Annotated in this window: 5 protein-coding genes; all 5 read right to left on the bottom strand. The window is 59.2% G+C overall.

From position 1 onward, the window contains the following. Position 1 precedes the first annotated feature (1 nt). The 5 genes from ET33_RS06285 to ET33_RS06265 all read right to left on the bottom strand — a co-directional run bounded on the left by ET33_RS06285 (position 2) and on the right by ET33_RS06265 (position 13,004). Complete coding sequence (locus tag ET33_RS06285; RefSeq protein ID WP_036678032.1) at positions 2 to 2,377, bottom strand: DUF5682 family protein; 2,376 nt, start codon at positions 2,375 to 2,377, stop codon at positions 2 to 4. After that, the gene (locus ET33_RS06280) at positions 2,374 to 3,465 is read right to left on the bottom strand and encodes an ATP-binding protein (protein ID WP_036678029.1); all 1,092 of its coding nucleotides are present in this window, start codon (positions 3,463 to 3,465) and stop codon (positions 2,374 to 2,376) included. The genes ET33_RS06285 and ET33_RS06280 overlap by 4 nt, the downstream gene beginning before the upstream one ends. Then, complete coding sequence (locus tag ET33_RS06275; RefSeq protein WP_051775132.1) at positions 3,441 to 5,240, bottom strand: HEAT repeat domain-containing protein; 1,800 nt, start codon at positions 5,238 to 5,240, stop codon at positions 3,441 to 3,443. The genes ET33_RS06280 and ET33_RS06275 overlap by 25 nt, the downstream gene beginning before the upstream one ends. Positions 5,241 to 5,256: 16 nt before the next feature. Continuing rightward, the gene (locus ET33_RS06270) at positions 5,257 to 6,696 is read right to left on the bottom strand and encodes an SWIM zinc finger family protein (protein ID WP_036678444.1); all 1,440 of its coding nucleotides are present in this window, start codon (positions 6,694 to 6,696) and stop codon (positions 5,257 to 5,259) included. Between the two features lie 170 nt (positions 6,697 to 6,866). Continuing rightward, positions 6,867 to 13,004: a putative Ig domain-containing protein gene (locus tag ET33_RS06265; protein ID WP_036678026.1), complete on the bottom strand. Its 6,138-nt coding sequence runs from the start codon at positions 13,002 to 13,004 to the stop codon at positions 6,867 to 6,869. Positions 13,005 to 13,019 lie beyond the last annotated feature (15 nt).

Here is a 13,019-nt window from a genome sequence, read left to right as displayed (position 1 = left end):
TCTACAAATCTCCGAAATCAAAATCGTTAAGTTCATCCAGCTTCCCTCTTTCATCTTCGCTTAGCGGCTCCTGCAGCTGCTCCGCGGCCCCCTGCCCGTCGAGTCCCCATAGCACGCCCAACGTTTCAGCAATCGACGCTTTCTCTCTGGACTCGAACGAGCCGAACGCCCTGCGCAAAAAGACAAGCGAGCGTAGGAACGCCTCGTCCTCCAAGGACGCGATATATTCGTCGAGCTGCTGCCACAGCCCCGAGCGCGACAGCAGCGCATACCGGTTCCGCATCGACACGCCTTCGAACCAGCCCGCGCCCAACTCCGCCGGAATTCCCGGCGACAGCCGCCGCGATACCTCCTGCGAGCACTGGTCGGGGGAGATCAAATTCCGCTCCAGCAATATGGCAAAAGCAAACCCGGACAGCTTTGCGTTCCGGTCGTCCCGGGAAGCCAGCGCCCACAGCTCGGCAAGCCACCGCTCGTCGTCCACCTCTTCCGGATGCTCCTGCGAGATGCGGTGCATCTCGTTCATGCCGGTCACCATGCCGCCCGCCGCCTCATCGCTGCACACGGCCGCGTCCACAAGAAGCAGCGTCCCCCGCAAAAACAACTGCTGAAGCAGCGGCACAAAGGACGATGTATCCACCTTGCGAATATCCCCATATCGGATCAATATGGATAATTCGTTGGCCGCGGCGGCGATCTGCGCGAAATCTCCGGCAGCGACGGCCAGCCGCTGCAAGGTGAGCCTCGCTTCTTCCATCGCCTTGGGGAGTCCGCACTGGCAGGCCAGGCGGATGATCCGGGAAGCTTCCGAGAGATCCGCGCAACCTTCGAGCCGCTCATGCAGCACAAACGCGGCAGCAAGCTCCACCGTTTCCCCTTTGAGCGTCGATTCCACCGCTTGAATCTCCGCCTCGGGGGTCCACTGGAGCACCCAGTGCTCCGCCCAGGTCGCCGTGTCCTGCCGAATCTTCTGCTGCCGAGCAAAATTGATGCCGAGCAGCGCAAGCCGATGCAGAAAGACGGACCGGTGCAGATCGAGAAACGCCGCCTCTTCGCTTTTGACCCGCCGGTTCTCCCGCAAATCCAGCTCAAGATCGGCAGCGACAGCGGACTTGTACTTCTCCAGCTTCAGCCGCTTCAGATGCCGGTTCAGATCGTCTTGAATCGGCGTCTGGCTGACCCCCTCGGGCAGCGCGCCGATCGCCGTGCCGATATCCGCGCGGGCTAGCGCCTCGGCTACCGAAGCCAAATCCCCGAACCCGAGACAGACGACGGCCGCATCCCGCAAATCCCCCCAGGTCGGCATGCTGCCCCCGCGCAGCGAGGCGAGCGATTCAGCGAGCCGTACCCCTTCGATGACGGAAGCGGTGGAACGATGCGTCCCGCTCTCCCTCAAGGACGAAGCCACTTGCGACAAGTAAAGCGACGGCAGCCTCGCAGCATCCTGCAGGTTCAAGCAATCCCACAGCCGCTCGAAATAAGCCGGGGCCTGATTGCCCGCGCCGTAGCCGGATTGAACGGACAGCTTGTAGTACGAATACGGCATCAGCGTCAGCTTGGTGGACGAACGAGGCAGTGTGCGAACTTCCTCGTCCGACATCGCAGGCAGCGCCAAGTCCATCGCCGAGACGTGATGCGCCCCGGTCACAACCACGATGCGGTCCGATGGCCCGACGGTATCGAGCGCCTGCCGAATCTGCCGCCGCATGTAAGCTTCACGCACCGTGTTGTAAGACGCTTCCCGCGGGTCATGCGCCCGCTCTTCCTGCTCCAACAGTTCACGCATTTCCGCGGAAAAATGTTCGATCGCGTGACGATACGCTTCTTTGCTCGGACTATGTTCAAAATGCCGCTCCCAGTAGCTGTCGTAATCCGGCTCCCCGGCCAGCTCGGCAACCCGCTCATACAGCTCGTTCTGCCGCCGGTAAAAAGCTCTGCGTTCCGCCAGCGCATCCTGTCGGCCCGTTTGACCGCCCTCGCGGCCCGCCGGTCCATCCTCCCGGTCCGTTTCCTCCAGGCCCGCGCCTGCGCGTCTTGCCGCTTGCAGCGTCACCGCCGCATCGGAAGGAAGATCGATGAACTCGGCGCGAGCTCCGTTTTCCGTCGCCCACAGAAACGCTTGGTATTCGGGGGAATACGAAGCCAGAGGGAATACCAGCGTACGAACCGGAAGCTGGTCGGTATAAGCAAGAATCGCAATGGGCGGCACGACGCCGCGGGAAGCGATCTGCCCGATCAACTCCCCCGCATCCGAAGGTCCTTCCACCAGCACGACCTGCGGCCGGATTTCGTCCAGAAACGCCCGCAGGTGAAAGGCGCCCGCCGGCGACAAATGGCGGATGCCAAACACATGGACTCTCCCGTCGCCGGTGCTCAATCGTTCATCTCCCGGCATGCGTTGTACAGACTCCGCCATTCCGATCCCCGCTTTTTCATCACATTTTCCAAATATTCTTTCCAGGCAATACGGTCCTTCTCCTCATCCTTCACAATCGCGCCTTGTAGCGCGGCGGCCAAATCTTCCTCTTGGATTTGTCCGTTTCCGAAGCTGGCGGCAAGCGCCATGCTGTTCGTCAGGAGCGAGATCGCTTCCGCCGTCGAGATGACGCCGCTCGGCGATTTCAGCTTCTCCTTGCTGTCCAACGTTACCCCGGCGCGCAGCTCCCGGAAAATGGTGACGATCTTGCGCACCGCCTCTTCCTCCGGCAGCGCCGCCTGCAGCTCGTAGTTGGCGGCAATTTCGCCGACGCGTTTGCGCACGATCTCGACTTCCGTTTCCAGACCGGCCGGCGACGGCAGTACGAGAATGTTGAACCGGCGCTTAAGCGCGGCGGACATTTCGTTGACGCCCCGGTCCCGCGTGTTCGCCGTTGCGATGATCGAGAAGCCTCTGGCCGCCGATACCTCACGGCCCAGCTCGGGGATCGAGATCGTTTTTTCCGACAAAATGGAAATCAGCGCATCCTGCACCTCGGAGGCGCAGCGGGAAATTTCCTCGAAACGGGCAATTCCGCCGCCCTCCATCGCCCGGTAAATCGGGCTCTTGATCAGCGCTTCGTCCGACGGGCCGTGCGCCAGCAGCATCGCATAGTTCCACGAATACCGGACATGCTCCTCGCTCGTTCCGGCCGTACCCTGAATAACCTTGGACGAGTCGCCATGGATCGCAGCCGTCAAGTTCTCGGACAGCCACGATTTCGCCGTGCCCGGCTCCCCGATCAGCAGCAGCGCTCGGTCCGTCAGCAGCGTCGCGACGGCAATCTCCACCAGCCGCGTGTGGCCGATATATTTGGGCGTGATATTCACGCCTCCCGCCTGTCCCCCGGTAATGAACGTAAGCACGGACCGCGGCGACAGCTGCCAGCCCGCCGGTTTCGGGTCTTGATCCGCTTCCTTCAACGCTTCCAGTTCCTTGGCGTACAGCTGCTCCGCAGGCAGCCTCAATACATTTTGCTTTTGATCCATTCGATCCATCCCGCTCCTTTGCCCATTTCCGCTTCATCGCTCGTTTTCGTTTTAAGGCGCTCCACTACTTCAAGCACTTGCTGCTTCACGCTTTCGTAGGACAGCAGGTCCGCGAATTTCTCCAGCCTTTCGGCATAGCTCCCGGGAAGCAGCGACATCAAAGCCAATTTGTCCCAGTCCAAATAATAAAACTGTCTGCCTTTCGAGCCTTCGAGCGCCTGCATCAGCAGCTCAGAGGTTTCTTCATGCCCAATCTTGAACAAGGCGAAGAACAGCGAAACCGTTCTCGGCTTCATCTGCTGCGGCGCCACCTGCACCTTTTTCAGCAAGTAATCGGTGACTTTCGTGTCCGGCTCCCGGACGAAACGGCATACCAGCTCTTCTTCGTTGATATCCACGAACAAATGCACCCAGCGCGGGTCCCACGAAATCGCGGACGAATCCTCCGCATTGCGATACACGGTCAGGGCCAGCCGCTCGGTCAAATCGTACAGCGTATTCAGCAGCTCTTTGGCCTGCGCCTGCTGTTTGTGGCGAATCAGAGGAGCGAACTGGTCGTAAACCTCCTCCGGGGACAAGCAGCGGAGCGCCGCTTGAAAGCTGTACGAAATGTGCTTTCCGCCCCACTGCCTGTACAGCGACTCCACAAACCGGTAGCCTTCCGGCCGCTGCATGTCGAGCAAAAGTCCCGCCGCATATTCTTGAACAGCCGTCGTTTCTTTGACCATAAAAGCAGGCGAGGACAGCAGCTTTTCCAAAAATACGCGCACCGCCTCTTCGTTCTTCCCTTTTAGGCATTGCACCGCCGCCGACAGCTGCTCCACCGCTTCCGTCTTCACGGAGCTTCCGTCAAAAGCATTCAACCACGCTTCCGCCTGATCCAGTATCCGCTGGGTCAAAGTAGGATGGAAGTAAGCTTGAATCGGTTCCACCGCAAGCTCGCGGTCCTTGCCCGTCAGCGCTTCGAACAACCGATCGGCCGCACGCCCGGTCCCCAGCCGGGATAAAGCCGACAAGGCGGCCCGCCGTACTTCTTTTCTCCTCTCATACGACTGCTCCAGCACGACGTCCTCCAGCTCGGGGTAGTCCCCGAGAATGTCCACAGCCGCGATGCGGACTTCGGCTGCGCCTTCGCCGGCCGCCTGCAGGATCAGCTCGGCATTCACCGGACCCTGCAGATGATGGATCAAATACAGCTTGCGGGCGTCTCCTTTGCCACCCTGGAGGTTCAACTGCCGATGTAGTATCGGTACAACCGCCGTTCCGATCGACGGAATAACTTTATCGTATATAAACTCGGCGATTTCCGCGTACCCGTCTTCCAAAGCGGCGACCGCAGGCATATGCGTCCGAAAATCTTGAAACAACGAGTCTTCGTATCCTTCGCGGATCACTTCCAAGCGGCCGGGCCCGCGTTCCGTCAAAGCATCGATGAGAGCCCTCATTTTCCGGTACGGGATGGCTGTTACCCCGCGCGTATCCGTCACTTGAACCTCCTCCAGCGTCCCCTGCGCCTCGGTCCGTCCTTGGGTATACAGAATGGAGTGCAGCAGGGTGCCAAGCTCCAGCAGTTTGGCGGAGGCTTGCTCGGGCTTTGCTTCCGTGACGAGCTGTACGCCATCGGCCAGCCGGTTGAACACCGGCGCGTTCTCTCCGAGCTTGCGCAGCTGAGGCAGCAGCCGGGTTAGCCGCAGGTCGCTCGCGGCGACGGAACTGCCGGCGATAAACAGCCGGCGCACTTCTTGATGCAGATCGATAAGCACCTGTAAGCTCATGGATTCTCTCCTTGTTTTAGTAAATAAATCTGACGATTTCGCTTGACGTCACGAGAGCCAGCGGCTGAGCCAGCAGTCTTCCTTCGGCAAACTCGTGCTCGAACATGACCAGCATGGCCTGATCCCGCGTATCGCCGTGCTTCAGCAGCGGCAGCAGTTGCGTGCTCGGTTTGCCCAATGCCGGAATATCGCCGAGAACGATCCGTTTGCCCTGCTCGTCCTCCAGTACGTAGTCCTCCCCGATCCGGCCAAGTTTGGCATAGTGAAGCAGCATCACCGGATGTTTGTCGGACAGCGGGTTTTTCAATTGATTTTTGACCGTCTTGACCGCCTCAACATACGAACGCCGGGCATGGCTCCGGATCGTCCCGTAGTCCTCCGGCTTCATGTCGCGGACCGTCATGTCCTCCCATCGCGCCCGCGGATTCAAGTCTCCCGGGTAGACGAGCAGTTCCTTCGAGGCAACGACCGAGAAGAACGAATCCTCTTCCTTCAAATGCTTCGCCGCCCGGAACGGCCTGTAGCTGCGGACCGCGAATATGTCGCCGCTCTGCAGCTCCATCCAAAAGCCCTCATCGACGTATTCGCCTCTTGCCTCATCCGTATACGAACGGAACGTGAGCTGTGCCATTTCCGCCTGCTGTCGGGCTAATCCGTGCTCGCGCAGCTCGGCCAGCTGCCAAGCATGCCCGAGCCGTTCTTCCAAGCCGCTTTCCGTATCCGGCGGAAGCTCGGGATTTTGCTGTCTTTCCGTTAAATAGTCCCTGCTTTTCTTAATCAAAGACTGCAATACGGTTAAGCGGTCCATCGCTTCCGTGTACACGCGCTCACGGTCTTCAGACGTACGCAGGATAAAGAGCAATTCGCGAAACGCCGCCTGAACGCCGGGAATATAATAGTTTCCAAGCTGCTTCGCTTGGTCTTCCATCATCTTTGCCGTTTTCGCGTCGAGGCCTGCCAGCCCATTCTGCACGATCTGGTAAATCAGCTTTTCCAATAAGCCAATGCCTTCGAGCTGGGCGGCCCGTTTCTTAGCCAAGGCCGATTTGTTCGGCTTTCGTTTGACGGCCGTCTCCTCTCCGGTAGCCGCCGCTTCCTTCTTCTTCTCTTCCCGTTTCTCCGCTTTCTCCCGCTTGTCCGCGATGTCCTGAGGAATCGCATCCACCTGGAATTCTTTACCGAGAACGTAGGCGTACATCAAGCCTAAAATATGCTTACACGGAAATTGCCGGCTCGGGCAGCTGCAGCGAAATACGGGACTGTCCGGCTTGACGAAATCGACGGAGCACCGGTACGGTTCCTTGCCGCTTCCTTTGCACTCCCCGAAAATGATCGTTTCGTCCTCCGACCGGCACAGCTTCGGGAAGCTGTTTTTCTTGACAAGATCCCTACCGTTCTTGATCGCAGCGGCATTTAACGCAACGGAATCCACATAAGCTTCTGTCATCGTAGCTATCATCGCATGCTCCTTGGTAAAAATGAGGTGATCTTAGCTTTTTTCCACGCGCAGGAGCCTTTTTCCTTTTTTTAAATGGTAAAAAAATAACATTCCTGCTCCGATGGCGATGGTTAGCAGAAAAAAAAAGACCAAGCCCGCTCCAATCGGACTTGGTCTAACGTCGGTTGCTAGATAAACGAGATGGCTTTCAACAGCCGGTACAGCATGGTTGCCGCCTCGGCTCGGGAAGTCGAATCGGACGGCCGGAAGCGGCCTTGATTGTCACCCTCGATAATCCCGGCTTTGACCGCCTGACGCACCGCGTCGCCGGCCCATCTGGAAATGTTGGCGGAATCGCGGAACGATTCGCTGTCGCTGCGGATGTCCACGGGCTTCACCCCGACGTACTTAATCGCACGCGCCGTCATGGCCGCCAGCTCTTCCCGGGTGACGGTTTGATTCGGACGGAAGGTGCCGTCTTCGTACCCGTCGATCAGCTTCGCTTTATGCGCGGCACCGACTGCTGCGGCGAACCAATCGCCAGCTTTTACATCGCCGAACGGCGCTTGCTCTTTCGAGACGTTGAGCCCCAGCGAGCGAACCAGCAGGGCGGCCCATTCCGCCCGGGTAACGCGGCCTTCCGGCTCGTACGCGTCGGCCTTTCGCCCTTGCACGATCAGCTTGGACGCCAGCGATTCGATCGTCGCTTTCGCCCAATGTCCTTGCAGATCGCCGAACGAAACGGAGCGATCGAGCACCGTATACACGCTGAAGCCTTGTCGTTTCAGCTTCGCAACGGGCTTGCCGTCCCGGGTTTCAAACACGGTCGGGACAAAGCGGTATTCGCGCGTTTCGGGGTCCCACCATACGCCGGTAGCGGTCGCCGCATTCGCTTGTCCGTTTAGCGGCAGCGTGCGGACGATATAGCTGTTGAAGATGTTTTGCTTGATTTCGTTGCCCTTGCTGTCCGTGATGCGAACGTAGAAATCGGCCGGCGCCGCGAGCTCCTTGCCGCCCATGCGGCGGAGCGCCTCGCCGAGCTGCTCGCGCTCTTGAGCATCGGGCGTGCGGATTCCGACGTTAACGTGGAGATCGTCGGCCGGCAGTCCGAGCAGCTTCGCCAGCATCCGCGGGTCGATCTGTGCCAGCGGCAGCTCAATCAGCCCGCTGGCCGTCTGGAACAAAATCGACAGGTCCGGATTTTTCGCCAGCAGCTTCGCAATCGTAGCCGATGGAAGCTCCACGTAAGCAGAGGAAGCGGAAGCCGTGACCCGGACAAGACCGGTTCGGATGTCGTCCTCCGATACCTGGATTGTTTCTTTCGAGCCGTCGTGCGAGTGGACGTTTACCGCAATCCCTTCGGGATTCGGCGTCGGTGCCGGACCCCACGATCCCCCGGAAGACGATGAAGGCGAATCGCTGCCGCTATCGTTGCTCCAAGCGCTCACGCGGATAACCGCGGTCGCCGAACGTCCGACGTAAGTGGCGGTAACGACTGTCGTTCCCGGCTGCAGCGCGGTTACCACGCCTTCCTCGTTGATCCGGGCGATCCCCTCGGTTTGGAATACGTAGACAGCCCCACGGGCAATTGGCGCCGTGGTCTTATCCGAGAAATCCGCTATGAGTGCGGTCGGAACGGATTGGCCCGTTTTCAGCTCGTACGTATCCGGCGTAAATCGGATGCCGGTAAGGGTAAGGTCGAGGCCGACGATTATCGTCGCTTGAACCGTATCCTCGCCGTATGTTGCGCTCACCACGGTTGTTCCTGCTTTTTTGCCTGTGACGACGCCATGCAAGTCCACTCCCGCGATATCGGTGTCCTTGACGGAATAGATCATTCCGTTCGTCAGCACGATCCGTCCGCCGCCGTACGTTGCGCTAACAACCGTATTGACGGATTCTCCGACTTTCACGCTATAGGAAGGCCGGTCGAAGGCGAGGCCCGTTATACTTTTATTGACGAGGACGGACGTTTCGGCCGTGATGCCGCCATACGTGGCCGCCAGCACGGTGCTTCCGCTTTTTACTCCGGTGATTTGACCGGATGGGTTGACCACAGCCACAGACATATCCTTGATCGTATACACAACGCCTGTAGTTAATCTGATAACTCGGTTATCCGAGTAAGTTGCCTTCACAACGGTATCCCGGGTTTCGCCTGTCAAAACCGCATACTCCGATGCCTCAAAAGCGATTCCCAACAAAACCGGAGGATGGATTTTCAGTGTCAGAGCCTTGGATACGGCTATTCCGTTGCCGTCCTTCACTTGAATCGTCACCGTGTAGACACCGGATTCCTTCGGCGTTCCGTCTATCGTTCCCCTGGAAGCATCCAGTGTCAGGCCATCGGGCAGACGGCCGTCTTCGACGCTCCAGCGGTAGGTGCCGCTGCCGCCCGCCGCACTTAAGGTTCTGCCTGCGTAGGTCAAGCCTACAGTGCCCTCCGGCAGAGGTCCCGCCATGAAGATCAGCTCCGGATTCACTTGGATGCTAAGGTTTTTAACGACCGTGACTGCGTTGCTGTCCTTCACTTGAACCTGAAACTCATAATTCCCTGCCGCCGTCGGCTTCCCTTGAACGAGAGCTTTCTTCGGATCGAGCGGGTCAACGGCAAACGTCAGTCCCGCAGGCAGCATACCGCTGACTGACCACGTGTAGGTCTCGCTGCCGCCGGCTGCAGAAAACTCTTGGTTGGCGTAAGCCACACCCACCGTTCCGACAGGCAGCTCCGGCGTTTGGACCGTTAATGCCGCGTGGACCAGCAATGTGACAGCTTTTATCGCCTTCACGCCATTGCCATCCGCAACCTGAACCGTGAAGCTATACGTGCCGTCTGCCGCTGGCGTCCCGCTGAGCGCAGCCGTCACCGGATCGAACGTCATGCCTGCCGGAAGCGAGCCGCTTGCGACGGACCATGTGTACGTCCCGTTCCCGCCGCTTGCGCTGAGTATTTGCTGAGGATAGGCGATTCCCACGGTGCCTTCCGGCAGAGCAGGCGCTTGAATGACAAGCTGCGGATGAATCTGAAGCGCCATCCCTCTGGACGCCGTCATCGCGTTGCCGTCCGTCACCAGAACCGTGAAGGAGAACGCGCCTTCGCCGGTCGGCGTGCCGCTCAAGGTGCCGTCCGCCGCAAGCGTCAGCCCGCTTGGCAGCGTACCGGCAGAAGTGCTCCATGTGTAGACGCCGTTGCCGCCTTTGGCCACAAGCGAGGCCGTGTAGGCTGCTCCGACAGCCCCATGCGGCACGCCGGTTGTAGACACCTCCAGCATCGGGTTCACCTGAATCGTGAGCTCTTTCACCGCCGTTACGCCGTTGCCGTCCGTAATCTGTACGGTAAAGCTGTAGCCGTTCTCCGTCGTCGGCGTGCCGCTAAGCTTCGCCGTCGCGGGATCGAACGTTACACCCGCAGGCAGCGTACCGTCTGCGATAGCCCACACGTACGTCCCATCGCCGCCCGTTGCGGTCAATACTTGTGAATAGGCCATGCCAACCATCCCTTGCGGCAAGCTCGAAGTTGCGATTTGCGGCTTCGGATGGATCGCAGTCGCGTCGCTGGCCGAATTATTGCCCGTCTGGAGCTCGCCGCCGCCGGAAACGACCGCCGTGTTCGTGACGGTTGCAGGCGCATCTTGATCTACCGATACCGTTACGGTGATCGGAGGATAGGCGGCGCCCCCGGCCAGCGCATCAGATCGGGTGCAGCTTGACGTTCCGATATCGCAGGTCCAGCCGTTGCCGACAAGTCCCTTCAACATGAGCCCGGCAGGCACCGTGTCCGTCACGGTGACAGCAGAGCCGTCCGTTGCGCCTTGTCCGCTATTGGTCACGGTCAACGTATACAGGGCCGAGGCTTGCCCCTGCGTAAAGCTGCCCGTATGGGACTTGGCAAGTGTCAAATCGGCGACGGGAATGATCGTCGTCGGATCGCTAGCCGTATTATTGGCGTTATTGGCATCGCCGCCGCCTGAGACTGTGGCCGTATTCGTGATCTGCGCAGCCGCATTGGCCGCTACGTTCACCGTCATAGTGATCGGCGGATAGCTCCCCCCGGAAGCGAGCGCGTCCGATCTGCTGCAAGTGAGCGTTCCCAGATCACAAGTCCAGCCCGTGCCCGCGAATCCCGTAACGGTCATCCCCGCAGGCAGTGTGTCCGCCACCGTTACCGTACCGCTTGTCGTGCCCGTTCCGGCATTGCGGACGATGATCGTATACGCAGCCCCCGTTTGCCCTTGCTTGAAGTTCCCCGCATGGGATTTTTCAATCGTCAGATCGGGCAATTGAATGATGTTCGTCGGATCGCTAGCCGTGTTATTCGACGTATTTACATCTCCTCCGCCCGAAACTTCGGCGGTGTTCGTGACGCTTGCAGGCGCATTTGCCGCCACGGTTACCTTCAACGTAATGTCCGGGTAGCTCGCCCCTGTCGGGAGCGGGTCCGTTCGCGTGCAGGTGACCGTACCCAAGGTACAAGTCCATCCCGTTCCCACGAGCCCGGTAGCCGTCAATTCGGCAGGCAGCGTATCTTTTACCGTTATGGTACCGCTTGTAGCGCTACCTCCGAGGTTTTTGACCTTAATTGTATACGTAGCGCCGCTTTGCCCCTGCGTAAAGTCGCCGGTGTGCGTCTTGGCGATGGAAAGGTCCGGCGGGCCCGTAACCGTCATCTTGAACGAAGTGCTTAAACTGCGGGACATTCCCGAAACCGAGCTGTTGGCGGTCATCTGAATGTCGGCTGTACCGCCGGCCATCGGCGAAACGGTCAATGTGCGTGTGGCCCCGCTGCCTGTGATGACGACGTTTCCGTTCGGAACCACCGTTTGATCGGAGGAGGTGGCCGTCAGCCCGGAAAGCTTCGTTTCGTCCCACGGAAAGGTCACAGCATACGTGCCATTCGCACCGATTGCAGCATCCGGCAGTCCTTCATAAGCGCCGATATCGACGGCGACGTTCTTTTTCCGTGGAAAGCCCCGCTGGTCGAATGTCGTCGCCAAAGCATTGCTTCCCTTGCCGATCGCAGGACTGCTTCCCTTCAAAGCATTCGTTTCGCCCAAGCCGCCATTGGCGCCCAAAGGAAGCACACCCGGGTCGGCAACGTCCACCAGATTCCCGCTCCCTCCCGGGACAAGTCCGTTGCCACCTAGTCCGATCAGATTGTAGCTGCTTGTGGCGTCGATTCCCGCAACGACGTTTTGACCGGTCCGTACTTCAAGATCGCTGGCAGCGTTCCCTGCCTTGCTGTTCCCGGCGGCAAGCGTATTTTGCAGCTTCGGATTGCCATCCTGCACATACAGCCCGCCGCCCCCCTGATCGGCCTTATTGCTGAACAAAGTGACGTGCGTCAGCGTAATACTTCCTTTCGAAGCGACGTACAGGCCGCCTCCCTTCCCCTTGGCCGTATTGCCGCTGATCGTCGTATTCGTTATCGTGGCCGGTGAGCTGAGGTAAAGCCCGCCGCCGCCTGCCTGAGGATCGGCCATTCCGTTGGCTTGGTTGCGGGAGATCGTTGTCCCGTTGATCCGGATCTGCCCCCCTACCGAAGCGGGAAAAACAGTCATCCCACCCCCCAAACCGTTCGAAGCGATATTGCCATCGATAACGGAGCTTAATACGTCGATGTTCATATCGCCCTCAAAATGCACGCCGCCTCCCCGTTCCGCAGCGGTGTTTCCTTGAACGACCGTGTTTCGAAGAACGACCTTGCCTCCGGGCAGTCCGGCGATATTCATGCCGCCGCCCCAATGGCCGGGGGCCGATACAGAATTCCCGGTGACGACGCAGTTCTCGATCGTTACCGTGCCTTGGCTGCCTGTGTAACCAAGAATTCCTCCGCCTCCGTACAGGTCGCCGGCCCAAAGCTGTCCGCCGCTGACCGTCAGCGCCTTCAACGAGATGTTATAGCCGGTATCCGAATCCGGATTCAGATTGAATACCCGATTGGCTGCCCCCACCCTCGGTTTGATCACCGTGCCCGCTGGATTCCCGTTAGGGTCTCCTCCCGCTCCGGTGATCTCCACGTTGCTGCGAATTGCCAATTCTCCCAAATTCAACTCGTAAGTCCCGGCCGGAATTTGGATCGTATTCGATCCGCCCGAGCCGTTGCTTTGATTCACCGCCGCCCGCAGCGAGCATTGACGAGCTACCGAGCAGTTTCCCGGTGTATCGTTTGTCGTGTCCACGGTTATCGTAGCTGCGAAAGCGGAGGAGACCGCAAACAAGGACAAAAGCAACAATAAAACCGCCGCACCGCCGAAAACGGCAAGTGTTCGTACGAAGCTTGCGATTGGCCTTACTTGCGCATGATCAACCATGGCGCTCATTTTCATTCCTATATCCTTCCT

It is taken from the genome of Paenibacillus tyrphae (assembly GCF_000722545.1).
GTDB classification, from domain to species: domain Bacteria; phylum Bacillota; class Bacilli; order Paenibacillales; family NBRC-103111; genus Paenibacillus_G; species Paenibacillus_G tyrfis.
The sequence above is the reverse complement of the archived record's forward strand: the minus strand, read 5'-3'. Positions and strand labels throughout refer to the sequence as shown.

Bases quoted from the DNA above. Each gene is read 5' to 3' on its own strand.
- ET33_RS06280 (WP_036678029.1), bottom strand. From the start codon at position 3,465: ATGGATCAAAAGCAAAATGTATTGAGGCTGCCTGCGGAGCAGCTGTAC.
- ET33_RS06275 (WP_051775132.1), bottom strand. From the start codon at position 5,240: ATGAGCTTACAGGTGCTTATCGATCTGCATCAAGAAGTGCGCCGGCTG.
- ET33_RS06265 (WP_036678026.1), bottom strand. From the start codon at position 13,004: ATGAAAATGAGCGCCATGGTTGATCATGCGCAAGTAAGGCCAATCGCA.